Here is a 26552-nt window from a genome sequence, read left to right on the forward strand (position 1 = left end):
GGGGGAGAAGAGAGGGGGGGGGGGAGCGGGGAGAGAGGGGGGGGGGGGGGGGGGTTTGCTCTTTTCTTTTTTGGGGGGGGGCCCACCCAGCCCCGCCATCCCCCCCCCCACCTCGCTCCTCGTGTTCGTGGTGCTCCGGCTGCTGCCGGGCGACCCCGTGATCACCCGTCTCGGCTCGACGCCGGGCGTGGACGCCGAGATGCTCCAGCGTCTGCGCGAGGAGGCCGGGCTCGACGCCCCGGTCATCGAGCAGTACCTGCGCTGGATCGGCGGCGTCGTCACGGGCGACTTCGGGCAGTCGTACTTCAACCAGTTCTCGGTGACCGAGCTCATCGGGCAGCGCCTGCCCGCCACGCTCGAGCTCACGCTGATCGGCATCCTGCTGGCCGTGCTCATCGCTACCCCGGCCGCCGTGATCGCCTCGCTGCGCCCGCTCGGCGTGGTCGACCGCGTGCTCACGGCCATCTCCACCGCGGGCATGGCGCTGCCGCAGTTCCTCATCGGCATCGTGCTGATCGTGGTGTTCGCCGTGCAGCTGAAGTGGCTGCCCGCCCGCGGCTACACGCCGTTCGCGGACGACCCGGCCGACAACCTCGTGCGCATGATCCTGCCCGCCCTCACCCTCGCCTTCGCCGCCGCGCCGCTGCTGATGCGGTTCCTGCGGGCGTCGATGGTCGAGGTGCTCGACGCCCCCTACATCCGCACCGCCCGCGGCAAGGGGCAGTCGGCGAGCGGGGTGGTGCTCGGGCACGCGCTGCGCAACGCCCTGATCCCGGGGCTCACCATGCTCGGCCTCATCGTCGGGTACACGCTCGGCGGGGTCGTGATCGTGGAGTACGTGTTCGGTGTTCCCGGGCTCGGCTCGCTGGCGATCGACGCCGTGTTCAAGCGCGACTACGCGGTGCTGCAGTCGGTGGTGCTGCTGATCTCCGCCATGTTCATCCTCACGACGCTGATCGTCGACCTGCTCTACGGCGTGCTCGACCCGCGTCTTCGTGCAAGGAGCAGCCGTGGCTGACACCCTCACCCTCGCCCTGCGCTCGACCCGTCCTCGCCGCCGGCTCGCCGTCGCCTCGTGGATCCCCCTCGCGCTGCTCGCCCTGATCGTGCTGGCCTGCGTGCTCGCGCCCGTCATCGCGCCGTTCGACCCCGCGGCCCAGTCGCCCGACCGCTTCGCCGCGCCCTCGGCCGTGCACCTGTTCGGCACCGACGAGCTCGGCCGCGACCTGTTCAGCCGCGTGCTGTACGGCGGACAGCTCACCGTGTTCATCGCCGCCGGTGCCACGCTCGTGGCGATGGTGCTCGGCATCGCGTGGGGCATGGCCGCCGCGTTCGCCCGCGGCTGGGTGGACGAGCTGCTCATGCGCCTGGCCGACACCGTGATGGCGATCCCGCAGATCCTGTTCGCGCTGGTGTTCATCTCGGCGTTCGGCGCCGACCCCGTGAAGCTCGCCGTCATCATCGGCATCCTGCTCACCCCCACGACCGCGCGGCTGGTGCGGTCGTCGGTGCTGAGCGAGCTGCAGGAGGACTACTTCACCGCGGCCGTGGCCTTCGGCTCGAAGCGCAGCCGCCTGCTGTTCGCGGAGGTGCTGCCCAACGCCAAAGGACCGATCGTGGTGCAGGCCGCCATCAACGCCGCGAACGCGATCCTGCTGGAGGCGTCGATGAGCTTCGTCGGGCTCGGCATCGCGCCGCCCGAGGCCACCTGGGGCACCCTCGTGCAGCAGGGCTACCAGAAGATGTACCAGTCGATCGGGTACGTGCTGTTCCCCGCGCTGTTCATCTTCGTGACCATCTGGCTGCTCAACGTGCTCGCCGACCAGTTCGGCGGCGACCGGAAGGGGAAGGGCCGATGACCGACGCCGCTCCCGTCCTGCGGGTGCAGGACCTCACCGTCTCCTACGGCGACGTGACGCCCGTGAAGGGCATCAGCTTCGCGGTGCGCCCCGGCGAGCGGATCGGCCTGGTCGGCGAGTCCGGCTCCGGCAAGTCGCTCACCGCGCTGTCGATCATGCGCCTCAACGACGGCGCGAAGCTCGGCGGCAGCATCCGGCTGCGCGACCGTGAGCTGCTGACTCTCCGCACGCGCGAGATGACGAAGGTGCGCGGCGGCGAGATCGCGATGGTCTACCAGGACCCGATGTCGTCGCTGAACCCCGTGCGCACCATCGGGCACCAGCTCGTCGAGGCGATCCGGCTGCACGAGCGGGTGTCGCGGCAGGCCGCGCGGGCCAGGGCCGTCGAGCTGCTGACCGAGGTCGGCGTGCCGCTGCCCGAGGAGCGCCTGAGCCAGTACCCGCACGAGTTCTCCGGCGGCATGCGCCAGCGCGTCATGATCGCGATGGCCATGTCGTCGCGGCCCGCGGTGCTGATCGCCGACGAGCCCACCACCGCCCTCGACGTGACCACGCAGTCGCGCATCATCGACCTGCTCGACCGTCTCGCGGAGGACCACGGCACCGCGGTCGTGCTCATCACGCACGACCTCGGCGTCGCGGCCGGCTTCTGCGAGCGGATCCACGTGATGCGGCACGGGCGCGTGGTCGAGGAGGGCCCCGTCGACCGGATCTACGCCGCGCCCGAGCACCCGTACACGCAGGCGCTGCTGGGGGCCGTGGTCGACCTCACGGTGGACGTGCACCAGCCCATCCCGACCGTGGACGCCCTTCACCTCGCACCGCCCACCCCGGAACCGCACGGTGCGGGGCCATCCCACCCCCGGTCCGTGAGCGAGGGGCCCTTCGGCGAGACGAAGGGCGCCGCCGACACGATCAGCGCGGTCGACCGGGCCAGGGAGTCGGGCGACGTGCTGGTCGACGTGCAGGGCGTGACGAAGGTGTTCACGCTGGGCTCCGGACGCCGCGTGACCGCGGTCGACGACGTGTCGTTCCAGATCCGCCGGGGTGAGACCGTGGGGCTCGTCGGCGAGTCGGGGTCGGGCAAGTCGACCGTGTCGAAGGCGGTGCTCGCGCTCGGCGGCATCGACGGCGGTGCGGTGGTGTTCGACGGGCAGCGTCCGCATGACCTGCGCGGCGAGGAGCTGCGCAGGCTGCGCCGCCGCATGCAGATGGTGTTCCAGGACCCGTTCTCGGCGCTCAACCGCCGGCAGACCGTGGCGCAGATCATCGAGGCGCCGCTGCTCGCCCACGGCATCGGCACCCGGGCGACCAGGGCCGAGAAGGTGCGCGAGGCGATGCACCGGGTGCGGCTGGACGAGGAGTTCGCGCACCGGCTCCCGCGCTCGATGTCGGGCGGCCAGTGCCAGCGGGTGTCGATCGCGCGGTCGCTCGTGCTGGAGCCGGAGTTCCTGGTGCTGGACGAGTCGGTGTCGGCGCTCGACGTGTCGATCCAGGCGCAGGTGCTGAACCTGTTGCGCGACCTGCAGACCGAGCTCGGCCTGACGTACCTCTTCATCAGCCACGACCTCGCCGTGATCCGGTACATGTCGTCGACCGTGGCCGTGATGCAGCACGGGCGGATCGTGGAGGTCGGCGCGCGCGACGCCCTGTTCGCGAACCCGCAGCACGAGTACACGCGCAGCCTCATGGCCGCGATCCCGGTGGCCGATCCGGTGCTCGAGCGGCGCCGGCGGGCCGAGGCCGCGGCGCTCTGGCAGGCGCAGGGGGCGGTCACCGCGGTCGTTCCGGCGCCCACCGCCGCGGGAGCGCGCGGATGACACCGACGGGACACCACGTTCCGACCCGCCGTCGATAACGAAGGAGTCGTCATGTCCGACACCACCACCGGCACCGAACAGGGTGTGCGCTCGACGGGGCGTCGCGCCCTGATGACCGGGCTCGGCGCCGTCGCGCTCGGTGCGGCCGGGTCCGTCGTCGGCGCGTCGTCCGCGCAGGCGGCCCCCGTCGCGGCGGGCTCGAAAGACGTCACGAGGGCGGAGACCGTCGCCGACCTGGCCGGGCTGCGGGCGCGTGAGGGCGAGCTGGCGATCGTCGCCGGGTATCACGCGCCCGGCGACGCCGGCCTGCTCGTGTACGTGGGGGCCGGTGAGGCCGACACCGCGGTCAACGGCGGCACGGTCGTCGCCGGCAAGCGCCACACGAAGTGGGTGCTGCTCCACGACGGCACGGTCGACTTCCGGGTCTTCGGCATCACCGGACCTGAGACGGCGGCCGACGACGCGCTCGACGCGCTGGTGAACGACCCCGCCGTCCGGCGCATCGAGGCCCAGACCGACCTGCTGTTCCAGCGGCGGCACGTCTTCACCCGCTCGCACATCGAGATCGACTTCGGCGGGCACCTGGTCACCACGGAGGGGATCGAGCCGAACACCGCCGACAACCCGTTCGGCGCGGTCATGTTCTTCACCGGGGTGGCGGCAGACGTGGTCGTCGAGCACCGGCTGACCGAGCCGTGGGCGGAGCTGACCGACGCGGTCGCGGTGCCCGACGCCACCCCGTTCGCCGTCGACACCTGGTGGGCGGTGCAGTGCGACGAGGTTGCCGGTGGCGGGCGGGATGAGCGCGAGCTGCAGCGGTTCGTGCAGGTGACGCAGCAGCTCGACGCCACGCACATCCGCGTCGACTACCTCAACGGGTGGCCGCTCGACACCGGTCGCCGGCTCACCTGGCGCCGGATGGAGCCGGTCGTCGGGGTGCGCATCGCGAACATGCGGTTCCTCGGCGCCGGACCGTTCGACGGACCCACCGACGGGTCCTTCCCCGATCCGCGCGAGCGCACAGGGTCGCACCCGATCGCCTTCGAGTACGCCGTCCACTGCGACGTCGCCGACGTGCACGCCAGCCGCACCTGGTGGCCCGTGATCATGCGGCGGTGGAACACCCACTTCACCACCGAGCGCTGCTCGGTCGAGAACCCGCCCACCGTGTTCTACGGCGGCGCGGGGTACCTCACGCAGCAGATCTACAGCCTCTACGGGCGGGTCGCCGACTGCACGTCGTCGAACGCGCGACACCTGAACGACCTCACCGCGAGCGCGTACTGCATCGTCGAGAACTGTCACGGCGACGGCGACGACCAGGGCGGCAACCCGTTCACGACGCATGGCCAGTACGAGCATGACCTCACCTTCATCGGCAACTCCGGGCTGATGGACATCGCCAACTCCGGGGCGCAGTGGGGCACGGCCGCCAAGCGCATCACGGTGCGCGACCACGTGTGCTCATGGTTCGTCGCGGGCACGAAGATCAGCGACCTGACGCTCGAGAACGTGCGGGTGATCGGCCGCTCCACGTTCGACCCGCAGGCGACCATGACGATCAACGCCGACGGGGCCCAGGTGCGCGGCTGCACCGCCGGGCTGCTGGCGATCGGGCAGCGGTCGGCGCGGTCGTCGCGGCCGACGACGATCGAGGACTCCACGTTCGCGCTGCCGAAGGACCAGGTGCTCGTGCAGACGCCCGTCACGGTCCCGGTCAGCTTCGTGCGCTGCACCATCGGCGGCATCGACGGGACCAAGGCCCGCGGTTCGGGACCGGTCGAGTTCGTCGACTGCCGGCTGAGCGGCCCGGCCTCCGGCGCGCCGTTCGAGCTCGGCGCGTCGCGGGTCACGATCCGCGGCGGTACGGTGCGCGACGTGCTGCTGTCGGCGACCGCCGTGCGCGACCAGCTCATCGCCGTGGAGGGCGTGGAGCTCGGCACCGAGCGGGCCGACGTCGCCCTGCTGTCGCGGGCGGCCGGCGACGGCGTCGTCACCTGGCGTCTGAGCGGCGTGACCTCGACGGTCGCGAACGGTGCGGCGCACGCCGACATCGGCGCGGGCGTGAACCATGCGCGCATCACCGGCTCCCAGTTCGTCGGGGGACGGTTGCGGCTGGCCGACGGGTTCGCAGAGCCGTCCACGCTGCTCTACAGCGACTCCGTGGAGCGCGGGGTCGAGACGACGGTGCCCGAGGCCGGGGACCGGGTGCTGATCGCCGACGTGCTGAGCGTGTGAGCGACGGCCATGATGGACGACAGGGAGGACCTGGAGTGAACGACACGGCAGCTGCCACGCGCCTCGGCGACCGCATCCGCGTTCCGCGCACGCGCGCCCGCATCGGTGTGGCCCGGCGCGACATCACGCCCCCGGTGGGCATCCGCGCCAAGAACTGGGGTCCCGCCGACTGGGAGCGCTCCGAGGGGGCGCATCGCCCGTTCGAGCTGACCGCGCTCGCGGTGATCGGGGCCGACGAGCGCCCGCGCGTGCTGCTCGCGGTCGACGGCACCTGGTGGCGCCGGGTCGCCGACGAGCAGGGGGTGCGCGGCGCGATCCTCGACGGTCTCGGCCTGGAGGCCGACCAGCTCATGCTGTCGCTGTCGCACACGCACGCCGGCGCGGTGCTGTGCGCCGCCGACGCGCACCTGCCCGGGGGCGAGCTCATCCCCGGCTACCTGGAGGCGCTGTCCGCCGCCGGGGTCGCGGCCGGACGGGAAGCGCTCGACGGCGCCCGCCCCGGACTGATCGAGTGGACCACGGGCACCTGCACCCTCGCCGCGGAACGGGAGCTCGACCTCGACGGACGGGCGCTCGTGGGCTACAACCCGCAGGGCACCGCCGATGACACCGTGACCATCGGTCGCATCAGCGTCGAGGGCCGGGTGCGGGCGACCCTGGTGAACTACGCCTGCCACCCGACCACGCTCGCCTGGCAGAGCCGCGAGGTGTCGCCGGACTACGTCGGGGCGATGCGCGAGATCGTCGAGGCCGCGACCGGTGAGCCGTGCCTGTTCGTGCAGGGGGCATCGGGCGAGCTGGCCCCGCGCGAGCAGTACACGGGAGACGTGCGCGTGGCCGACCGGCACGGACGCTCGCTCGGACACGCGGTCCTCGCCGCGCTCGACGCCCTGCCGCTGCCGGGCGAGGAGCTGACGCTGGACGGTGTGGTCGAGTCGGGCGCGCCGCTCGCGATCTGGACGGGGCGGCCGGTCGACGGCGGAGACGGGGCGCGCGGGGTCGTGGCGGCCGTCGAGCTCCCCCTGCGCGACCTGCCGACGCTCGACCAGCTGGCGGAGGAGTGGAAGGACATCGACCCCCGCTCGCGCGACGAGCGTCTGGGCCGGGCGCGGAACCTGCGCGACGGCTACATCGACGGGCCCACCGTGCAGCACCCGGTGTGGGCGTGGCGCTGGGGCGACGCGGTGATCGTGGGGCATCCCGGCGAGGCGTACTCCCGGTTGCAGACGACGCTGCGGGAACGGTTCCCCGCGACGCCCATCGTGGTGATGAACCTGACGAACGGCCCGGGCTTCGTCTACCTCCCGACGCGCGAGGCCTACGACCGCGGCGCCTACCAGGCCTGGCAGACCCCCCTGGCCGCCGGGGCCCTGGAGCTGCTGGAGGCGCACGCGGTGACCCTCGTCGCGAGCCTGCTCGACGACTGACCTGCACGCGTCCCTACCTCCACCGGCGGGGGAGCGACGCGGAATGCCGGTGTCGCGCCTGACCCGCGCGATCTGCGCCGCCGCCCCATGGCGAGAATGGAGCATGGCAGCGCTCGAGCGGATGATCTACGTCGACGACTCGGGCCACCCTCAGACGGGACTGGTGGTGTACGGCTGGGTGGAGTTCGCACCCGACCGGTGGTCGAGCGTACTGCGGACCTGGTTGGAGATGCGCAAACGTCTCTGGCGGGAGTTGGGCGTTCCCGTCATACAGGAGCTGCACACCACGGAATACGTCAACGGTCGAGGACGGATCTCTCGGCGCTTTCCCGAACGGCATCGACACGGCGAGGTCGAGTACTGGAAGGACTTCGGTCGCGACGTCGCTCGAGAGTGCTTGGAGACGCTGCGCTTCACGGAAGGACTGTCGGTCGGAGCAGTGTTCCGATCAGCAGACCCTCGGGCGCTCGCACGGACTCGCAGCGACACCTATGCCGCGCTCGTCCATCGGTTCGAGCAGGAACTTCACGAGCGCGATGCGCTGGGCATCGTCTTCATGGACGGCGACGGGTCGGACTCGAGCTATCGGACTGCGCACCGTGGACTCAAGCTCGACCAGCGTCGAGTGCTGGAGGACGCGATCCATCTGGATTCCAGGCACTCGCAGCTCGAGCAGATGGCCGATCTCGTCGCCTGGAGCGCGTACGCCGCTGTCGACCGGCACCCGGGGAATGAGTTCGCCTGGGAGTGGTACGGCGATTTCCTTGCCGAGCGCGACCCCCGGCGCTCTCCCCGGGAGATCTGACCTCGGACACAGCGAGACCCCCTGGATCCACAGGTGCGGAGGGGGTCTGCTCCTCCAGCTTAGCAATGCTCGCGCTGCACGGCCACGGTGTGCATTGACTCGCGTCCGCCCGCGGCCGCTACACTTGCTATAGCAAATCCCCGTCGTAGAGGAGAGACATGACCGCGCAGCGCCCCGTCGCCATCGTCACCGGAGGCTCCGCCGGCATCGGCTGGGAGATCGGACAGCGGCTCTCCGCCGACGGGTACCGCGTGGTGGCGACCGACCGCGTGCCCGGCCTCACCGCGGGCGACAACCCCGCCGGCATCCTGTGGCGTGAGCTCGACGTGACCGATCACGCCGCGGTCGACCGGGTGTTCGGCGAGATCGAGGCCGAGCTCGGGCCCATCGAGGTTCTCGTGAACAACGCGGGCATCCAGCGGCACCGCGGCATCGAAGACCTCACGTGGGACGAGTGGTCGGCCGTGGTCGACGTGAATCTGCACGGGGTGTTCTCCGCCCTCCAGGCCGCCGGGCGCCGCATGCTCGACCGCGGCGAGGGGCGCATCGTCAACATCTCGTCCATCTCCTCACGCGGTTCCGCGGGCCGGGCGCCCTACGCCACGACCAAGGCCGCCGTGATCGGGCTCACCTCCACCGCCGGGGCCGAGTGGGCGGCGCGGGGCGTGCGCGTGAACGCGGTCGCCCCGGGCTACGTCGACACGGGCGTCTTCCGGCAGGGGGTCGAGCAGGGCACGCTGAGCCTCGACACGATCCTGTCGCGCATCCCCGCGAAGCGCCTGGCCGACGCGAGCGAGATCGCCGCGGCGGTCAGCTTCCTCGTCTCCGACCAGTCGCGCTACATGAACGGCCAGACGCTGTACGTCGACGGCGGGTTCATGGTGGACTACGGCGTGCCCCTCGCGAAGAAGCCCGAATGAGCGCGATCGCCCGCGTCGACACCGCCACGGTGGTGCTGCCGCTGCCCGCGCCCCTGCAGCTCGGGGCCATGACGGTCACGCGCCGCGAGTACACCGCGGTGCGGGCGACCGCGGGTGACGGCACCACCGGCGTCGCGTACTGCCTGTCGCGCGAGGCGCCGATGGCCGAGATCGTGGAGCGGCTCGTCGCTTCGCACGCGGTCGGCACCGACGCGGACGACCCGGCGAGCACGTGGGAGCGGATGCTGCGGGGGAGCGCGATCGTCGGACGGGTCGGGCTCGTGCGCCGGGCCATCGGGCTCGTCGACATCGCGCTGTGGGACATCGCCGCGCGGCGGGCCGGGGTGCCGCTGTGGCGCCTGCTCGGCACGGGCGACGCTCCCCGCGACGCGATGCTCGTGGCCGCGTACCCATCGCCGCAGCGCACGCCGCGGGAGGTCGCGGACGAGGTGCTGGCCCAGGCGGACGGGTGGTCGCAGGTGAAGATCTCCCGCATTCCCGATCCGGCATACATGCGCGAGCTGCTGGCGCTGCTGAACGCAGAACTGCCCGACACGACCGGGCTGGTGGTCGACGTGGGCTTCGGCTGGCCCGACGCCGGCACGGCCCTCGCCGAGATCGCGCAGTGGGGCGACCCGCGCCTGACGTGGCTCGAGGATCCCCTGCTGCCGGAGGACGCGGCCGGTGTCGCGCGGATCCGCCGCGAGTCGGGGCTGCCGGTCGCGGTGGGCGACGAGGTGACCGACCCCGCGGTGCTGAAGGCGCTGGTGGAGGTCGGCGAGGTCGATGCGCTGCGCCTCGACGTGGTCGCGATCGGCGGAGTCACCCCCGCACGGGAGCTGATCGCGTGGGCGGCCGAGCGGGGCGTGCCCGTGTCGGGCCACGTCTACCCCGAGGTGACGGCCCACCTCGGCATCCAGGTCGAGACCTTCGCGCGCGGCGTGAACCCGTACGACCCCGCGCCCTCGTTCGTGACGGGCGGCCCGCGGTTCGACGGCGCCGTGATACCGAGCGATGCCCCGGGCCTCGGGTTCGGGCTCGACCCCGCCGTGTTCCGATTCGAGAGGGACTGACATGACCGACTCCCCGCGCAGTGTCGTGGTCACCGGCAGCGGCAAGGGCATCGGCCGCGCGGTCGCCGAGCGCCTCACCGCCGACGGCTGGATCGTGGTGGGGCTCGAACGTTCCCCGGGCTCCGGCACGGTCGAGGCGGGCGTGCTGGCGGAGGTCGTGCTCGGCGATGCGTCCGACCGGGAGGCGCACGCGCGCGCGGCGACCGCGGCCCGGGCGCGCGCACCGCTGGCCGGGTGGGTGAACAACGCAGGCATCACCCGGCGCACTCCCCTGCACGAGCTGGATGAGACCGCGGTGCGGGAGATCATCGGCATCAACGGCTTCGGCTATCTGTGGGGCTGCTCGACCGCGGTGTCGGCGTTCGTGGACCAGGGCGTGCCGGGGGCGATCGTGAACATCGGCTCGATCCACGGGCGGGCGAGCTTCGTGGATCACGCCGCCTACGAGTTCACGAAGGGCGGCATCGATGCGCTCACGCGCAGTGTCGCGGTGACATATGGCGGTCTCGGCATACGCGCGAACACCGTGGCGCCGGGCGGCGTGCGCACCCCTCACCTGGAGGCGCAGATCGCCCGAGCGGCCGACCCCGCTGCGGAGGAGCGCGCGCTCGCGGAGGGCCCGCCGATGGGACGCATCGCCCGCGCGGAGGAGGTCGCCGCCGTCACCGCATTCCTGCTCTCCGATGAGGCCCCGTACCTCTCCGGTCAGTCCATCGCGGTCGACGGCGCCTGGAGCGCGTCCTTCGGCGACATCACCGTCGACCCCGCCCTGCGCGCCCGCTTCGACGCCTGACACCGCCGATTCCTGAGCGCCGTTCGTCTCGTCGCCGGCGTGGTGTCTGAGCGCCGTTCGTCTCGTCGCCGGTGGGGTTTCCGAGCGATCGTAACGACGCGCCCGCACCGATGTCCGGGGTCCGTGCGACGATCCGCTCGTCGACGGGAGAACGGATGCGTGGGGAAGCCACCGTGCTGCACGCCGACCTCGACGCCTTCTACGCGTCGGTCGAGCAGCGCGACGCCCCCGAGCTGCGCGGTCGACCGGTGATCGTGGGCGGCGGGGTCGTGCTGGCGGCGAGCTACGAGGCGAAGGCCCGCGGCGTCCGCACCGCGATGGGCGGTCGCCAGGCGCGGGAGCTGTGCCCCGACGCCGTCGTGGTGCCGCCGCGCATGGAGGCGTACTCCGCCGCGAGCACAGACGTCTTCGCGATCTTCCGCGACACGACGCCGCTGGTCGAGGGGCTGTCGATCGACGAGGCGTTCCTGGAGGTCGGCGGGCTGCGGCGCATCGCGGGAACGCCGGAGGAGATCGCCGTGCGCCTGCGGGAGCGTGTGCGACGCGAGGTCGGGCTCGCGATCTCGGTCGGGGTCGCGCGCACCAAGTTCCTCGCGAAGGTCGCCAGCGCCGTGAGCAAACCCGACGGTCTGCTGGTCGTGGAGCCCGAGCGCGAGGAGCAGTTCCTCCTGCCGCTGCCGGTCGAGCGGCTGTGGGGTGTGGGCGCGGTGACGGCCGAGAAGCTGCACCGCTACGGCGTGCGCACGGTCGGCCAGCTCGCGGAGCTGGAGGCGGCGACGGCGGAGCGCATGCTCGGCAAGGCCACCGGCGCGCACGTGCACGCGCTTGCGCGACTGCGGGATCCGCGCCCGGTCGACACCACACGGCGGCGCGGGTCGATCGGCTCGCAGCGCGCGCTCGGCTCGCGGCCGCGGTCGGCGGAGGAGCTCGACCTCATCCTCACGCAGATCGTCGACCGGCTCGCCCGGCGGCTGCGCGACGGCGACCGCGTGTGCCGCACGGTGGTGCTGCGACTGCGCTTCGGCGACTTCACGAGGGCCACCCGCTCCCGCACGCTCGGCGCGCCGACCGACCGCACCGCGATCCTCCTCACGGTGGCGCGCACCCTGCTCGCCGCCGCGCAGTCCGAGGTCGCCGACCGCGGCATCACGCTGCTCGGCCTCTCCCTGTCGCAGCTCGACCGCGCCGACCGCGTGCAGCCGGAGCTCCCGATCGACTGGGGTGACGAGGCGCGACTCGACTCGGTGCTCGACACCCTGCGCGACCGCTACGGTGCGGCCTCCGTCTCCCGCGCCGCACAGCTCGGACGCGACCCCGGCTGGTCCACGCCGATCCTCCCCGAGCACGAGTGACGGCCTCGGCCGAGGGCTGCCATGGTTAAGGCCAGACTTCACCCCACCTTCTGGCTAGAAGTCGGGCTACACTGAGGGCATGCAGACTGTACCGCTGAGCGAGGCCAAGGACCACCTCTCGCGCCTGGTGGACCAGGTCGAGCGCGAGCACGAGACGATCGAGATCACTCGCCACGGCCGGGGCGCGGCAGTGTTGATGAGTAAGGACGCCCTGGAGTCTCTGTACGAGACGCTGCATTGGCTGTCGGAGCCGGGCACGCGACAGGATGTCGACGATGCGCGGCGACAGGGTGAGGCCGGCGAGCTGCGCAGCGCGGAGGAGACGATGGAGCGCTACGGGGTTCGGCCCCGGTGACCTGGACCACCGCTTTCGCTGACTCCGCCTGGCGCGACCTCGATCGGTTGCCGCAGAAGATCGCACAGGCCATCGTCGAGTTCGCTGTCTTCACCCTGCCCGAGAATCCGGAACGCATGAGCAAGCCGCTCGTCGACGAGTTCGAGGGCCTGCGCTCTGCACGCCGTGGGGACTACCGAGTGTTGTTCTTCCTCGGCGCGCGAGAGACGATCGTGGTCGTGCGCGCCCGGCACCGCCGTGATGCGTACCGCCCGCCCGCTCCGCACTGGGACTGACAGAGGCCGGTGGCCCGCACGCCCTCCTCGAAACGAAGGAGATCTCACGCGATGAAGGAGGTCTCCGGAGCTCCGCTCCTTCATGACGCGAGATCTCCTGCGCACCGTGCGGCCGTCCGCCGGCCGCATCGCCCACCGTGCGGACGTGTACCGCCGCAGGTGACCCCGCCTCCGCGCCTCAGGCCTTGAGCATCGACGCCCGCGCGATGCGGCCGTCCACCACGTCGAAGGTAGCGATGGTCTCGGTCGCGACACCCGCGTTGATCACCTGCTCCTGCGCCACGACCCACCGCGCGCCGAAGAGCACGCTCGACTCGATGACGCACGAGAGCTCGGGGTTCTGCAGCCGGGGTTCGTAGAACGCGCGGATGGCTTCGGCGCCGACGATGGGTTCGGGCGCGACACCGGTGATGACGGCGTCGTCGGCGTAGGTGGCGACGAACGCGTCGAGGTCGTGGGCGTTGAACGCGTCGAGCTGTGCCTGCACGGTGTCGTGCGCGGAACGGTCGAGGGCGGTGCGGTCAGTCAATGCGAACTCCTCCGTTGACGTCGTAGGTGGCTCCGGTGATGAAGCGGGCGCGCTCCGAGGCGAGCGACGCGATGATCCAGGCGACGTCCTCGGGCTGGCCGAACGCGCCGAGGGGGATGCCGGCTTCGAGCTTCGCGCGCCCCTCGCCCTGGAGCTGGTCGGTGATGGCGCTGGCGACAGGGCCGGGGGTGACGGCGTTGACGCGGATGCCCTCGGAGGCCAGGTGTCGCGCGAAGCTGCGGGTGATGGCGAGCAGCGCCCCCTTGCTGGCGGCGTAGTGGATGCCGGTCTGCAGGGCGCCGACCTGTCCGGCGATCGAGGCGATGTTGACCACCGACCGGTCGCCCTCGGCGGCGCGCAGCAGGGGGAGTGCCGCCCGGGTGAGCAGGAAGGTGCCGCGGGCGTTGGTCTCGAGGACGAAGTCCCACTCCTCGATGTCGATGTCGGGGTAGGGCGTGTAGGGGCAGACTCCGCCGTTGTTGATGAGCACGTGCAGCTCGCCCCAGGTGACGGTGATGCGGTCGGTGAGCGCGTCGATCGATTCGGGGTTGCGCAGGTCGAGCCGTGACACCAGCACCTCGGCGGCACCGGCCGCCCGGCACTCCTCGGCGACGCGCTCGGCCTCGGCCTCGCGCCCGGTGTAGGTGATCCAGAGGGCGGCGCCCTCGCGGGCGAGTTCGAGGGCGGCGGCGGTTCCGATGCCGGAACTCGCGCCGGTGATGAGTGCGCGGCGAACAGTCATGCCTAAACGCTATAGCAAGAACCGATCGCTGTCAGCCGCTGTACACCGCTTTGCTAGATGCTATAGCATCGCTCCCATGACTGCGCCGTTCATCCTCGTCACCGACTGCGACCTCCCGGGGACCGTCATCGAAGACACCCTCCGCGGCGCGGGCCTGCGCGCCGATCGCGCCGCCTCCGGCAGCCCCGACGACATCGCCGCGCTCGCCGCCGAGGCCGAGGGACTCGTGGTGCAGTGGGCACGCATCGACGGCGACCTCATGGACCGGATGCCCAACCTGCGCCTCATCAGCCGCGTCGGCATCGGGTACGACATGATCGACGTCGACGCCGCCACCGCCCGGGGCATCGCCGTCGCCAACACCCCCAGCTACTGCATCGAAGAGGTCGCCGCGCACACCGTGGCCATGATCATGACGCAGGCCCGCGGACTCCCCGCCTACGACCGCGCCGTGCGCGCCGGCACCTGGAAGGCCGTGGACGCCCGACCGCTCGCCGTGCGCCCCTCCACCACCACCGTGTCCGTGCTGGGCTTCGGCCGTATCGGCTCGCTCGTCGCGCGCGGACTCCGCGGCCTCGGCTTCCGTGTGCTCGTCGCCGACCCGTACGCCCCCGCCGACGCCGTGCGCGAGGCGGGCTGCGAGCCCGTCGAGATCCCCGACGCCATCGCCCGCGCCGACATCCTCACCCTCCACGTGCCCCTCACCGACGCCACCCGGCACCTGATCGACGCGGCCGCCCTCGCCACCATGAAGCAGGGCGCCGTGATCGTGAACACCTGCCGCGGACCGCTCATCGACGAGGACGCGCTCGCCGCCTCCCTCCGCGACGCACACCTCGGCGGCGCCGCGCTCGACGTCTTCGCGGGGGAACCGCTCGCCGCCGACTCCCCGCTCCGCGACCTCGAACAGGTGCTGCTCACCCCGCACGCCGCCTGGTACTCCCCCGAGGCCCTCGCCGACCTGCCGGTGCACGCGGCCCAGAACATCATCCGGTCGTTCGCGGGCGAGTCCGTGCCGATCGTCAACCCGTCGTTCGCCGCCGCCCGCTGACCCGAAAGCCCGACATGGAACTCCTGCGCCTCGGCCCCGCCGGCCACGAACGCCCCTACGTCCGCGACGACGCCGGGGTGATCCGCGACCTCGCGCCCCTCACGGCCGAGATCGACGGGGCGTTCCTCGCCGCCGACGGCATCGCCCGCACCCGCGAGGCCCTGCGCCGCGACGAGCTGCCCGTCGCCCACGTCGACGGCCTCCGCCTCGGCGCTCCCGTCGCCCGCCCGACCGCGGTCCTGTGCATCGGCCAGAACTACGCCGCGCACGCGGCCGAGTCCGGCGCAGAGCCGCCCGTGCACCCGGTGCTCTTCTTCAAGCACCCCAACACCGTGGTCGGCCCGAACGACGTGGTGCTGCTGCCGCCCGGTGCGGAGAAGGTCGACTGGGAGGTGGAGCTCGCGGTGGTGATCGGCAGGACCGCCCGCTACCTCCCGTCGCCCGAGGCCGCCCGCGACGTGATCGCCGGGTACACCATCTCCAACGACGTGTCGGAGCGGGCGTACCAGCTCGACGTCTCGGGCGGGCAGTGGTCGAAGGGGAAGTGCTCCGAGACGTTCAACCCCCTCGGCCCCGCGCTCGTGCCCGCCGACGAGGTCGACCCGCAGGCGCTGCGCCTCCGCTCCTTCGTGAACGGCGAGCCGCGGCAGGACTCCTCCACGGCCGACATGATCTTCCCGGTGCTGCAACTGGTGCACGAGCTCAGTCACTACCTGGTGCTGGAGCCGGGCGACGTGATCAACACCGGTACCCCGCAGGGCGTCGCGCTCTCCGGACGCTTCCCCTATCTGCAGGACGGCGATGAGATGACGATCGAGATCGAGGGGCTCGGGCAGCAGCGGCAGCGGACCGAGCGCGTGCACCTGAGCTGACGCGACCCCGGCGGCCTGTGTCCGCGGCACGGCTCCTTTCGCTGAGTGCGCCGTGCCGCGGCCAGAGGCCGTCGGGGGTGTGCGAGGTCAGGCGAGGTCGCGCGGCGGCTGCGGCGGGGTGCGGTGCAGGGGGTCGGCGACCGGGATGCGCTCGGGCTCCGGCTCGGCCTGGGCCTCGGGCGTCGCGGCGGGGGCGGCGGGAGTGGCGGGGAGCTCGCGGGCGACCTGCTTCTCCAGCACCGTCACGGCCTCGTCCGACAGCAGGATCAGGCCGTCGAGCTCTTCGCGCACGCGCTTGTAGGCCACGTTGCGCTCGGCCTGCGTCGCCGACTCGTCGACCGCGACCTTCAGCAGCTGCTGCGCGCGGTCGAGGCGCTTGCGCTCCGCCTCCGTGAAGGTGGAGTCGCGCAGCCGGCGGGCATCCTTCTCGGCGATCTCGAACGCCACCGCGTAGTCGCCAACGGCCTGCAGGTACTCCGCGATCTGGTGCTCCGACAGCGTCGCGCCGGCCGAGGCGGGGCGCAGCGCGTCGGCGGTCTTCTTGGCGCGCAGGAACGCGGCGGTGAGCGGTTGCCGTCCGTCGCTCATCGCGGGGAAGGCGATCAGCTTCGCCACGTCGAGCTCGTAGTCGAGCCAGCGGGCCGTGATCTCGTCGTGCTCGGCGAACAGCCGCGTCAGCAGGTCGTCGGTCGACACGGGGGCCGTGGTGTCGACCACCGACGGGCCGCGGCGCTGCGCCTCGCGGCCCAGGGCGCGGGCCTCGATCTCGGCGGTCTTCAGCTGCGCCTTCATGCGCAGCGTCTCCAGGCGGCGTTCGTGACGGCGCTTCGAGCTGCGCTCCCACGCCTTCGCCACGCCTCCGGCCATGCCCATGAGCGGGAAGACGAGCCACCAGTAGTGCCCCGCGAAGGTCCAGAAGCCCTGGATGAACTCGTCCATGATGGGTTCAGCCTACTGCGCAGGGGCCGGGCGCCGGCGGCCGTCCGTCGGCTCGGATCGGCAGCGTCCGCGGTGGTGGACCCGCGCCGCGAGGCAGACCGCGGCTAGGGTGGGCGCAGAGCCGGCCGGGCGGGGGCGCGGCATCGTCGTCCTCCGCCGGTCGCCGTGGAGGAGGACAGCATGGAGACGAAGAACGTCGCGATCGTCGGCATCGAGAACAGTCATGCCACCGAGATCGTCCGCCACCTCAACGGGGAGGAGGCAGCCGACCTCCCGGTGCGGGTCTCGGCCCTCGTCGCGGGCGAGGTGGAGCGCACCAGGGAGCTCGCCGAGCTCGGAGCCATCACCCGCATCGCCCCCGAGGTGACTGAGCTCAACGGCGCGGTCGACGCGCTCATCGTGACCAGCCGTGACGGGGCGCTCCACCGCGCGCTCGCCGTGCCGTTCCTCGAGGCCGGCACTCCCGTCTGGGTCGACAAGCCGCTGGCCACGACGCTCGACGACGCCGACGCGATCCTCGCCGCGGCCGAGCGTGGCGGCACGACCGTCACCTCCTCCTCGGCGCTCCGCTGGCTCGACGACACCGCGGCGATCGCCGACGCCGTGGCCGGGGTCGGCGCGCTCCAGTCGCTCACCGTCTCGGGCCCGGCCGACGCCGACAGCCCGCACGGCGGTCTCTTCTTCTACGGCATCCACCACGCCGACGTCGCCCAGCACCTGCTGCCCGGCGCGGCGGAGGGCGTGGAGGTCGAGCGGGCCGACGGCCGTGTCGTCGCGCGCTACCGCGTCGGCGGCGTGCCGGTGGTGCTGGACTTCGTGCGGCCCGTGGGCGACGCGGCCGTGCCGTTCCACGTGACGGCGGTCGGTACGGGCGGCACGGTCGAGCGCGACATCGAGGTCGGCCCCGACTACGTACGGCCCGGGGTCGACGCGTTCGTGCGGATGCTGCTCACCGGCGAGACCCCGGTCCCGGTCGCCCAGCTGCGCGAGCCCATCGCGGTGCTGGAGCAGATCACGCGCGCGCTCTGATGCTCCGGCGCCGCGGAGGTGGGAGGCGTTCCTCCGCGCGACTCCTCGGGCGCCAGATATCGAACGCCCGCACCGGTGACCACGCGGCCGATCTCAGCTCCTCGTGAGGTCTTGCGCGAGCATCACGATGATGCCGCTCGGGCCGCGCAGATACGTCAGCTTGTACACGTCCCGGTAGGTGGCGACGCCGCGCAGCGGGTGGCAGCCGTGCCGGGCGGCGATGGCCAGCGACGCGTCGATGTCGTCCACGGAGAAGGCGACGCGGTGCATGCCGATCTCGTTCGGCAGTGTGGGTTCGGTCTCGATCGCGGCGGGGTGGAGATACTCGAACAGTTCGAGCTGCCCCTGGCCGTCGGGCGTCTGCAGCACGGCGATCCTCGCGTGGTTGCCGTCGAGCCCCACCGCGGTCGACGCCCACTCGCCGCTCACCTCGTCGCGCCCGACCACCTCCAGCCCGAGGTCGGTGAAGAAGGCGATCGTGGCTTCCAGGTCGCGCACGGCGATCCCGACGTTCTCCAGGTGGATGGGCATGCCGCGATGCTACGCCGTGCCGTGACGTGGTGTCAGCGGCCGAGCTTCTCCGCGCACGCGACGCAGTACTCGGCGAACGGTCGCACCTCCAGCCGCCCGGCGGGGATGGGTTTCCCGCAGTTCGCGCAGACGCCGTAGGTGCCCGCATCGAGACGGGCCAGCGCGTCGTCCACCTGCTGCAGCTCCACCGCCGCAGCCTCGGCCAGCCCGGTGAGCCGTGACCACTCCGACGACAGCGTCACACCCTCGGGGTCGTGCTCGTCGTCGTCGTTCGAGCCCTCGCGGTCGTGCATGAGCTCGTCGAGCGTGGCCGCGGTCGCGCGCACCCGCCCGTCCGCCTCGGCGCGCAGTCGTTCCAGAAGCACGCGCGGATCCTCACTCATCCGCCCACTCTAGGCGCGCCTTCCGACACCGGCGCGCGCCTGCCGCGTGGCTCACTCGTGCGCGCGGCGCTCCGCCCGGGTGCGCGGGGGCTGCACCGCGGGGATGGAGTCGGTGTGCACGGCGGGGTGGTCGCGCTCCAGGGCCGCGCCCTCCATGTCGACGTTCGGGATGAGACGGTCGAGCCACCGCGGCAGCCACCACGCCGAACGGCCGAGCAGATGCATGAGCGCGGGCATCAGCAGCATCCGCACCACGAAGGCGTCGAGCAGCACGCCGAACGCGAGCCCGAACCCGATCGAGCGGATGATGGTCGACTCGGAGAAGATGAACCCGCCGAACACCGACACCATGATGAGCGCCGCGGCGATCACGACCGAGCGACCGGCGCGGAAGCCCTGGGCGACGGCGTCTCGTGCGGAGGCGCCGTGCACGTACGCCTCGCGCATGCCCGAGGCGAGGAACAGCTGGTAGTCCATCGCGAGCCCGAACAGGATGCCGACGAGGATCACGGGCAGGAAGCTCAGGATCGGCCCGGTGCTGTGCAGGCCGATCAGGTCGGCACCCCAGCCCCACTGGAACACTGCGACGATCAGGCCGTACGTCGCGAACAGCGACAGCACGAAGCCGCCGGTCGCGATCAGCGGCACGAGCAGCGAGCGGAACACCACGATCATGATGAGCAGCGACAGCCCGACCACCACCACGAGGTACAGCGGCAGCACCGCCGCCAGGGCCTCGGAGATATCGATGTTGATGGCGGCCTGACCGGCGACGCCGAGCGTGATGTCGCCGTCGATCGCGGGCAGCGCACGCAGGTCCTGCACGAGCTTCTCGGTCGAGGCGCTGTTCGGCCCCTCCTCCGGCAGCACCTGGAAGGCGAGGAGCGTGTTGTCGTCGGAGGTGGCGATGGGTGCCACGGCGGCCACGTCGTCCTGCTCCGCGATCTTCTCCGCCACCGTCACCTGGGTGGCGAGCAGGTCGTCGTCGCTCACGGCGTCGTCCAGCGTCGCGGTCACCAGGAGGGGACCGTTCGCGCCCTCGCCGAACTGCTCCTCGACCGCCTGGAACGCGCGGTAGCTGGTGGAGTCGGACGGTTCGCTCGACCCGTCCGGCAGCCCCAGGCGCATCGACATCGACGGGATCGCGATGATGAGCAGCGCGACGATGCTGACGACCGCGGTGACCACGGCGCGCAGGGTCGACATGCGGCGCACGGGCTTGCCCGCCGCGTGCTCCTGCCCGATCGTCGCGCGGGCCTTGCGGCTCAGCAGTCGCGTGCCGACGAGGCCGAGGATCGCGGGGGCGAGCGTGATGGCCACGAGTACCGCGACCGCGACGCACACCGCGCCGACCGTGCCCATGAGCCCGAGGAACGGCACTCCGGTGACGTTGAGCGCGAGCAGCGCGACGATCACGGTCGTACCGGCGAACACGACCGCCGTGCCCGAGGTGCCGGTGGCGAGCCCGATCGACTCGCGCACGGGCGACCCGGCGAGCAGCTGCTTGCGGTGCCTGTTGACGATGAAGAGCGAGTAGTCGATGCCGACCGCGAGACCCAGCATCACACCGAGCACGGGAGTGACCGAGGCCATGTCGACAACGCCGGAGAAGGCGAGCGAGGCGGTGACGCCGACCCCGACTCCCACGACCGCCGTGACGATGGGCAGCGCGGCGCCGATCAGCGAGCCGAGCATCACGATGAGCACGACCGCGGCGAACGCGAGCCCGATGGCCTCGCCCACGCCGAAGATCTCGGGCACGCCCTGCGCGATGTCGGTGCCGAAGTCGACCGTGACCCCGTCGATCTTCTCGTCCTGGAAGTGCGCGATGGTGGCCTGCTTGACCTCTTCGGACAGCTCCAGGCGCGGGTCGGTGAACGACACGTTGACGATCGCGGTGGAGCCGTCTTCCGAGACGACGCCGATGCCGTCCGTCAGGTCGAGCAGGCGGGAGCCGAGTTCGACCTGCTCCGCGTTCGCGTCGAGCTCGGTGCGGTTCGCGTCGATCGTCGCCTGCTGCGCCTCCAGCTGTGCGAGCTGCGCGTTGAGGGCGGCGAGCTGCGCGTCGAGGGCGGCGGTCTGCTCCGCGGGCGCTCCGGCGGCTTCGGCCTGTGCCCGCGCCGCGGTGAGCTGATCGAGTCCGCCCTGGAGCTGGGTGCGACCCGCGTCGAGCTGCGCCTGTCCGGCGTCGAGCTGCGTGCGTCCGCTGTCGAGCTGCGCCTGCCCGTCGGTGAGCTGCTGCGCCTGGTCGGCCTGCTGCTGCTGGGCGTCGAACGGGTCGACCACCGAGGCGACGCCGTCGAGGTCTTCCGCGCTCGCGGCGAGGTCGGAGATCGCCTGCTTCTGCTCGTCGGTGAAGGGCTCGCCGTCGTCGGTGCGGTACACGACCGTGCCGGTGCCGCCCGCGGTGTCGGGCAGCTTCTTCGCGAGCTGGTCGGTGACCGCGCCCGACGCGGTGCCGGGGATGTCGAAGCTGTTGCTCAGCGTGCCGCCGAGGGTGAGGAAGGCGCCGACGCCGATGCCGAGGATCACGACCCACGAGACGATCACCGTCCACGCCCTGCGCGCAGCGAAAGAACCCAGACGGAACAGCAGTGAGGCCACGTGATCTCCTTCAGACGAAAAGATCATACGGCACGTCTCGTCTAGGGTTCTGTGGCTATCCTGAACGCATGGTGAACGTGCATCGCAGCGGCCCTGTGCGCAGCACCGCGGCCCGCGAGGCGATCCTCGCCGCCACGGCTCGGCTCTTCCACAACCAGGGCTACGACCGGCTCACGATCGAGGGCATCGCGAAAGAGGCCGGGGTCGGCAAGCAGACCATCTACCGCTGGTGGCCATCGCGGGGGGCTCTCATCGGCGAGTGCCTGGCCGAAGGGCTCCTGGTCCCGGTGGACTTCGTCGTGCCCGACACGGGAGACCTCTCCGCCGACGTCGAGACGTGGCTGCGCAGCGTCCTCGCGATCCTGGAGGAGCCGCAGGGCGGGGTGCTGCTGCGCTCCCTCGTCGCCGCCGCCACCGAAGACGCCTCGGTCGGCGCGCACCTGGGCGAGAGCCTCGGCGTGGAGAAGTACCTCGTCGAGCGGCTGCGCGGCGGCATCCGGGATGGGCAGCTCGCCGCCGACGCCCCGGTCGAGCAACTGGGTCGCGCGATCCTCGGGGCGATCATCGTCGAGGCGCTCGGCCGCGAAGCCCACGATCCGGGCTCGGTCGTCGCCCTGACCCGCTTCCTCTTCCGCTGACGCCGGTCGCCTTGTCGCCGGCGTGGTTCGTGAGCGAGCGCCAGTGAGCCGCCCGGGTCAGCCGAGGAGGATCGTGAGCACGGTCGCGCCGCCGCCACCGAGGATCAGCGCCACGATGACCGTCCACGCCACGATGCGGATGCGCCGGTTGCGCTTCTCGCCGAGGTCGCCGTAGTCCTCGCTGAGGTTGTCGCTCATGCGTCCACCGGCTCCGTCACGGTCGGGCCGAAGTACGACGGCAGCGTGGCCTGCGAGCGCTCGCGCAGCTCGGCGGCCGACACGGTGAACACGTCCTGCACCTCGAGCTGCGGCTCGCTGTCGGTCACGCCGATGCGCATCACCGGGTAGCCGCGGCCCTCGCACAGCCCGCGGAACTTCACGTCGTCCTCGCGGGGCACGGTCACGATCACGCGACCGGTCGACTCGGAGAACAGCGCGGTCGCGGCGTCCACCCCGTCGCGGTCCATGATCTCGGTGAGCCACACGCGGGCGCCGACGCCGAAGCGCATCACGCCCTCCGCGAGCGCCTGCGCCAGACCGCCCTCGGACAGGTCGTGCGCGGACGAGATCAGCCACTCGTCGCGGGCCGCAGCGAGCAGGCCCGCGAGGCGCTTCTCCCCCGCGAGGTCGACCTTCGGCGGGCGACCGCCGAGGTGCTGGTGCACGACCTCGGCCCACGCGGAGCCCGACAGCTCGGTCTGCGTGGTGCCGAGCAGGTAGATGTTCTGCCCCTCGTCCTGCCACCCCGACGGGATGCGGCGGGACACGTCGTCGATGATGCCGAGCACGCCGACGAGCGGGGTCGGGTGGATCGGCACGTCGCCGGTCTGGTTGTAGAACGAGACGTTGCCGCCGGTGACGGGGGTGCCCAGCTCGTAGCAGCCGTCGGCCAGGCCGTCGACCGTCTGCCCGAACTGCCACATGACCTCGGGGTTCTCGGGGGAGCCGAAGTTGAGGCAGTCGGTGATCGCGGTGGGCGTGGCGCCCGTCACGGCCACGTTGCGGTAGGCCTCCGCGAGCGCGAGCTGCGCCCCCGCGTACGGGTCGAGCTGGCAGTAGCGGCCGTTGGCGTCGGTCGCGATGGAGAACCCGAGGCCCGACTCCTCGTCGACCCGGATCATGCCCGCGTCGTCGGGGAAGCTCAGAGCGGTGTTGCCGAGCACGTAGTAGTCGTACTGGTTGGTGATCCAGCGGGTGTCGGCGAGGTTCGGGCTCGCGACGAGCGACAGGAACTGCTCGCGCAGCGTCTCCGGGTCGTTGGCGCGCGGCAGGTTCTCGGCGGCGTCGGCCTGCAGGGCGTCGATCCAGGTGGGGTACGCGACCGGGCGGTCGTACACGGGGCCGTCGACGGCGACCGTGGACGGGTCGACGTCGACGATGCGCTCGCCCTGCCAGTCGATGATGAGACGCCCGTCGCCGGTGACCTCGCCCAGCACGGAGGTCTCGACCTCCCACTTGTCGACGACCTTCATGAACGCTTCGAGCTTCTCGGGCGCGACGATCGCCATCATGCGCTCCTGCGACTCCGACATGAGGATCTCCTCGGCCGTGAGCGTGGGGTCGCGCAGCAGCACGTTGTCGAGCGAGACGTGCATGCCGCTGTTGCCGTTGGCCGCGAGCTCGCTGGTCGCGCAGGAGATGCCGGCGGCGCCGAGGTCCTGGATCGCCTCGACCAGCTCGCCGCGGTACAGCTCCAGGCAGCACTCGATGAGCACCTTCTCGGCGAACGGGTCGCCCACCTGCACCGCGGGGCGCTTGGTGGGGCCGGTGGAGTCGAACGAGTCGGAGGCGAGGATGCTCGCCCCGCCGATGCCGTCGCCACCCGTGCGGGCGCCGAACAGCACGACCTTGTTGCCCACGCCGGTCGCGTTGGCGAGCTTGAGGTCTTCGTGGCGCAGCACGCCGACCGCGAGCGCGTTCACGAGCGGGTTCGCCTGGTACACCGAGTCGAAGACGGTCTCGCCGCCGATGTTCGGCAGGCCGAGGCAGTTGCCGTAGAAGCTGATGCCGCTCGTGACGCCGTGCACCACGCGGGCGGTGTCGGGGTGGTCGATCGCGCCGAAGCGCAGCGCGTCCATGACCGCGACCGGGCGGGCGCCCATCGAGATGATGTCGCGCACGATGCCGCCGACGCCGGTGGCCGCACCCTGGAACGGCTCGATGAAGCTCGGGTGGTTGTGCGACTCCGCCTTGAAGGTGACGGCCCAGCCCTCGCCGACGTCGATGACGCCCGCGTTCTGCCCCATGCCGACCATGAGGCGTTCCTTCATCTCGTCGGAGACCTTCTGGCCGAAGCGGCGCAGGTAGTTCTTGCTCGACTTGTAGGAGCAGTGCTCCGACCACATCACCGAGTACATCGCCAGCTCGCCCGAGGTGGGGCGGCGGCCGAGGATCTCCTTGATGCGCGCGTACTCGTCGTCCTTGAGCCCGAGCGCGCCGTACGGCTGCTCCTTCTCGGGCGTCGCGATCGCGTTCTCGACCGAGTCGGGGACGTGCTGGGGGGAAGGTGCAGAGGGGGTGGTCACGCGCACTCCAAGGGAAGGGGCCGGCGGGGCGTCTTCAGTCTACCGGCGCGGGTGAGGCGGCTCTCCCGCGAGGGTTGGGCGTCAGATGCGGGCGGTGAGGACGGAAGCGATGTCTCTCTTCGTGTGGAGCACGCGATGGACTCGCACGGAATCCGGATCGTCCGTGTACACGACGAGATAAGGATGGCTTCGAAGAGGGAAGACGCGAATGTCGGGAATCTCGGTCACCAGCTCGAAGCGCGTCGATCCGAGCGCGCGATGCGCAGCCAGCCGGCTCATCGTCTGCTCGAGGTCGTCGATGAACGCGGTCGCGACGAGAGGCCCTGCTTCGCCGAGGTAGTACGTGACTGCGTCGTCGATGTCCTCATCGGCCCGCCTGGTGGTGACAACCCGCCCCGCGATCACGCGTCGGCGGCGTCTGTGTGGACGCGGGCTCGAAGGCGATCGAAGTATGCGTGGTCCACCTCGGAGCCCGGTCCGGATGTCATCCCGTCGACGACCAGGGATCGCAACTGCTCGCGGGCCTGCTCATGGCGGATCAGTTCACGCATGAATTCACTGCTGTTGCTGTATCCGCGCGCGGCCACCTGCGTCTCGACGAAGTCCTTCAGTGCGTCCGGAAGAGAGATGTTCATCGTGGCCATACCCCCACGCTAGTGCCGATGGCAAAGTTTGTCATGACACCAGGGAAGCTCATGATCGACGGCGATTCCGTCCTGCCACGGGGCACCGACAGAGAAGGGGGAGAACTCGCGAGAACGCCTGGATCAGGAGGGCGGGTCCGCGGCCGTGGCGAACCGGGCCGCGAGCGTCTCCGCCGCCTCGCGCAGGGGTTCCGGTCCGACCACCGTGAAGGGCGCATCGAACCGGGCGACCGCGGCGAGCACGCCCACCCACGACCACGAACCCACTGTCACGCGGCAGCGCCCGTCCGGCCGCTCCTCGACCTCGCCGTCGCCCACCCACGGCACCACCTCCCGCGCCGGAAGCTCGATCACGACCTCGCCGACGCACGGCCAGCGGTCCTCCGTGGTTGAGCCCTTCGCCCGCGCCGCCAGGTGGGTCGCGGCATCCTCCGCGGGAAGCGGTCGCGGCGTGAACGACGGCCCGCTCGGCACCCGCGGTCGCATCCGGTCGAGCCGGTAGGTGCGCCAGTCCGCCGCCTCCAGGTCCCACGCCATCAGGTACCACCGGCCCTCGCGCGCCACGACGGCATGGGGTTCCGTGCGCCGAGGGGGGCGGTCCGCCGCCGCGCCGTAGTCGAAGCGCAGCACCCGCCGGTCGCGCACCGCCGCGCTCGCCGCCTCCAGCACCCCCGGGTCCACCCGCACCTCGGCCGCCGCGCCGGTGAAGCGGATGCCGTCGATCCGGTGCCGGAGCCGCGAGGGCATCACCTGCCGCACCGTCGCGAGGGCGCGCTCTGCCGCCTCGGTCACATCGACGCCGCTCGCGCTCGCGCCCTGCAGTGCCACCGCGATCGCGACCGCCTGGTCGTCGTCGAACAGCAGCGGCGGCAGCTCGGACCCGGCTTCGAGGCGGTAGCCGCCATACGGGCCCTTGCTCGACCCGATGCGGTAGCCGAGGTTGCGCAGCCGGTCGACGTCGCGGCGGACGGTGCGGGGTGTGACGCCGAGGCGGTCGGCGAGTTCCTGGCCCGGCCAGTCGCGCGTCGCCTGCAGCAGCGACAGCAGCGCGAGCATGCGGGAGGAGCTTCCGGTCATGACTTCATTGTGCGGGAGGGAGAGGACAGAACCCGACCGCTACCCCTGTGATCGTGGACTCACGGCGGCGC

The 26552-nt window shown here is 71.7% G+C and carries 27 protein-coding genes; 16 read left to right on the forward strand and 11 right to left on the reverse strand.

Features of this window, described 5'->3' with window-relative positions; genetic code table 11:
• Positions 1–121: 121 nt before the first annotated feature.
• The 12 genes from ACWGQ1_RS00745 (at position 122) to ACWGQ1_RS00800 (ending at position 12917) form a co-directional block, all read left to right on the forward strand.
• Entirely contained in the window at positions 122–1018 is an 897-nt protein-coding gene (locus ACWGQ1_RS00745; protein ID WP_452312156.1) for an ABC transporter permease subunit, read from the forward strand.
• Positions 1011–1859, forward strand: a complete 849-nt coding sequence (locus ACWGQ1_RS00750; RefSeq protein WP_205814303.1) for an ABC transporter permease — start codon at positions 1011–1013, stop codon at positions 1857–1859. Before ACWGQ1_RS00745 ends, ACWGQ1_RS00750 begins: the two co-directional genes overlap by 8 nt.
• Positions 1856–3679, forward strand: a complete 1824-nt coding sequence (locus ACWGQ1_RS00755) for a dipeptide ABC transporter ATP-binding protein (RefSeq protein WP_452312157.1) — start codon at positions 1856–1858, stop codon at positions 3677–3679. The genes ACWGQ1_RS00750 and ACWGQ1_RS00755 overlap by 4 nt, the downstream gene beginning before the upstream one ends.
• Positions 3680–3730: 51 nt before the next feature.
• Positions 3731–5917 (forward strand): DUF4148 domain-containing protein, encoded by a 2187-nt coding sequence (locus ACWGQ1_RS00760; protein WP_452312158.1) that lies wholly within the window; start codon positions 3731–3733, stop codon positions 5915–5917.
• Between the two features lie 35 nt (positions 5918–5952).
• On the forward strand, positions 5953–7344 hold the full coding sequence (locus ACWGQ1_RS00765) for a hypothetical protein (protein ID WP_452312159.1): 1392 nt from the start codon (positions 5953–5955) through the stop codon (positions 7342–7344).
• A 103-nt stretch (positions 7345–7447) separates the two neighbouring features.
• Positions 7448–8149, forward strand: coding sequence for a DUF3800 domain-containing protein (locus ACWGQ1_RS00770; protein WP_452312160.1), 702 nt, complete (start codon positions 7448–7450; stop codon positions 8147–8149).
• Positions 8150–8307: 158 nt separating this feature from the next.
• A complete protein-coding gene (locus ACWGQ1_RS00775; protein ID WP_136035568.1) occupies positions 8308–9069 on the forward strand; it encodes an SDR family NAD(P)-dependent oxidoreductase in 762 nt (253 codons plus the stop codon).
• Positions 9066–10142, forward strand: coding sequence for an enolase C-terminal domain-like protein (locus ACWGQ1_RS00780; protein WP_452312161.1), 1077 nt, complete (start codon positions 9066–9068; stop codon positions 10140–10142). The genes ACWGQ1_RS00775 and ACWGQ1_RS00780 overlap by 4 nt, the downstream gene beginning before the upstream one ends.
• Before the next feature lies 1 nt (position 10143).
• Entirely contained in the window at positions 10144–10935 is a 792-nt protein-coding gene (locus tag ACWGQ1_RS00785; protein WP_452312162.1) for an SDR family oxidoreductase, read from the forward strand.
• 155 nt (positions 10936–11090) lie between these two features.
• Positions 11091–12287: a DNA polymerase IV gene (gene dinB / locus ACWGQ1_RS00790; protein ID WP_452312163.1), complete on the forward strand. Its 1197-nt coding sequence runs from the start codon at positions 11091–11093 to the stop codon at positions 12285–12287.
• 79 nt (positions 12288–12366) lie between these two features.
• Entirely contained in the window at positions 12367–12642 is a 276-nt protein-coding gene (locus ACWGQ1_RS00795) for a type II toxin-antitoxin system Phd/YefM family antitoxin (RefSeq protein WP_452312164.1), read from the forward strand.
• Positions 12639–12917, forward strand: coding sequence for a type II toxin-antitoxin system RelE family toxin (locus tag ACWGQ1_RS00800; protein WP_206252039.1), 279 nt, complete (start codon positions 12639–12641; stop codon positions 12915–12917). Before ACWGQ1_RS00795 ends, ACWGQ1_RS00800 begins: the two co-directional genes overlap by 4 nt.
• Positions 12918–13095: 178 nt before the next feature.
• On the opposite strand, the gene ACWGQ1_RS00805 is transcribed toward ACWGQ1_RS00800, so the two are convergent.
• Both ACWGQ1_RS00805 and ACWGQ1_RS00810 read right to left on the reverse strand, forming a co-directional pair.
• Positions 13096–13446, reverse strand: coding sequence for a nuclear transport factor 2 family protein (locus tag ACWGQ1_RS00805; RefSeq protein WP_136030040.1), 351 nt, complete (start codon positions 13444–13446; stop codon positions 13096–13098).
• A complete protein-coding gene (locus tag ACWGQ1_RS00810) occupies positions 13439–14188 on the reverse strand; it encodes an SDR family oxidoreductase (RefSeq protein WP_452312165.1) in 750 nt (249 codons plus the stop codon). The genes ACWGQ1_RS00805 and ACWGQ1_RS00810 overlap by 8 nt, the downstream gene beginning before the upstream one ends.
• Before the next feature lie 76 nt (positions 14189–14264).
• Between ACWGQ1_RS00810 and ACWGQ1_RS00815 the strand changes: the two genes are divergently transcribed.
• On the forward strand, positions 14265–15239 hold the full coding sequence (locus ACWGQ1_RS00815; RefSeq protein WP_452312166.1) for an NAD(P)-dependent oxidoreductase: 975 nt from the start codon (positions 14265–14267) through the stop codon (positions 15237–15239).
• A 14-nt stretch (positions 15240–15253) separates the two neighbouring features.
• Complete coding sequence (locus ACWGQ1_RS00820; protein ID WP_452312167.1) at positions 15254–16111, forward strand: fumarylacetoacetate hydrolase family protein; 858 nt, start codon at positions 15254–15256, stop codon at positions 16109–16111.
• 87 nt (positions 16112–16198) lie between these two features.
• Here ACWGQ1_RS00820 and ACWGQ1_RS00825 read toward each other — a convergent pair whose 3' ends face one another.
• A complete protein-coding gene (locus ACWGQ1_RS00825) occupies positions 16199–17050 on the reverse strand; it encodes a hypothetical protein (protein ID WP_452312168.1) in 852 nt (283 codons plus the stop codon).
• Positions 17051–17230: 180 nt separating this feature from the next.
• Between ACWGQ1_RS00825 and ACWGQ1_RS00830 the strand changes: the two genes are divergently transcribed.
• Positions 17231–18079 (forward strand): Gfo/Idh/MocA family oxidoreductase, encoded by an 849-nt coding sequence (locus tag ACWGQ1_RS00830; protein ID WP_452312169.1) that lies wholly within the window; start codon positions 17231–17233, stop codon positions 18077–18079.
• 93 nt (positions 18080–18172) lie between these two features.
• Here the strand turns inward: ACWGQ1_RS00830 and ACWGQ1_RS00835 are convergent, their stop codons facing one another.
• The 3 genes from ACWGQ1_RS00835 to ACWGQ1_RS00845 are packed head-to-tail and all read right to left on the reverse strand — an operon-like array spanning position 18173 to position 21597.
• A complete protein-coding gene (locus tag ACWGQ1_RS00835) occupies positions 18173–18610 on the reverse strand; it encodes a VOC family protein (RefSeq protein ID WP_206252034.1) in 438 nt (145 codons plus the stop codon).
• 32 nt (positions 18611–18642) lie between these two features.
• Entirely contained in the window at positions 18643–18993 is a 351-nt protein-coding gene (locus ACWGQ1_RS00840) for a TraR/DksA C4-type zinc finger protein (RefSeq protein WP_452312170.1), read from the reverse strand.
• 51 nt (positions 18994–19044) lie between these two features.
• Positions 19045–21597, reverse strand: coding sequence for an MMPL family transporter (locus ACWGQ1_RS00845; protein ID WP_452312171.1), 2553 nt, complete (start codon positions 21595–21597; stop codon positions 19045–19047).
• A gap of 68 nt (positions 21598–21665) precedes the next feature.
• Here ACWGQ1_RS00845 and ACWGQ1_RS00850 point away from each other — a divergent pair, with 68 nt between their 5' ends.
• Complete coding sequence (locus tag ACWGQ1_RS00850) at positions 21666–22235, forward strand: TetR/AcrR family transcriptional regulator (protein ID WP_136044764.1); 570 nt, start codon at positions 21666–21668, stop codon at positions 22233–22235.
• 57 nt (positions 22236–22292) lie between these two features.
• On the opposite strand, the gene ACWGQ1_RS00855 is transcribed toward ACWGQ1_RS00850, so the two are convergent.
• From ACWGQ1_RS00855 to ACWGQ1_RS00875, 5 genes are all read right to left on the reverse strand, one after another.
• Positions 22293–22433, reverse strand: coding sequence for a hypothetical protein (locus tag ACWGQ1_RS00855; protein WP_168387183.1), 141 nt, complete (start codon positions 22431–22433; stop codon positions 22293–22295).
• Complete coding sequence (purL, locus tag ACWGQ1_RS00860) at positions 22430–24760, reverse strand: phosphoribosylformylglycinamidine synthase subunit PurL (RefSeq protein ID WP_452312172.1); 2331 nt, start codon at positions 24758–24760, stop codon at positions 22430–22432. Before purL ends, ACWGQ1_RS00855 begins: the two co-directional genes overlap by 4 nt.
• 81 nt (positions 24761–24841) lie before the next feature.
• Positions 24842–25165 carry a type II toxin-antitoxin system RelE/ParE family toxin gene (locus ACWGQ1_RS00865; protein WP_452312173.1) on the reverse strand — a complete coding sequence of 108 codons (324 nt, stop codon included), beginning with the start codon at positions 25163–25165 and terminating at the stop codon, positions 24842–24844.
• Positions 25162–25404 (reverse strand): ribbon-helix-helix protein, CopG family, encoded by a 243-nt coding sequence (locus tag ACWGQ1_RS00870; RefSeq protein ID WP_452312174.1) that lies wholly within the window; start codon positions 25402–25404, stop codon positions 25162–25164. Before ACWGQ1_RS00870 ends, ACWGQ1_RS00865 begins: the two co-directional genes overlap by 4 nt.
• A 123-nt stretch (positions 25405–25527) precedes the next feature.
• On the reverse strand, positions 25528–26481 hold the full coding sequence (locus tag ACWGQ1_RS00875) for a WYL domain-containing protein (RefSeq protein ID WP_452312175.1): 954 nt from the start codon (positions 26479–26481) through the stop codon (positions 25528–25530).
• Positions 26482–26552 lie beyond the last annotated feature (71 nt).

The sequence above is a fragment of the Microbacterium sp. NPDC055599 genome, from assembly GCF_053618975.1.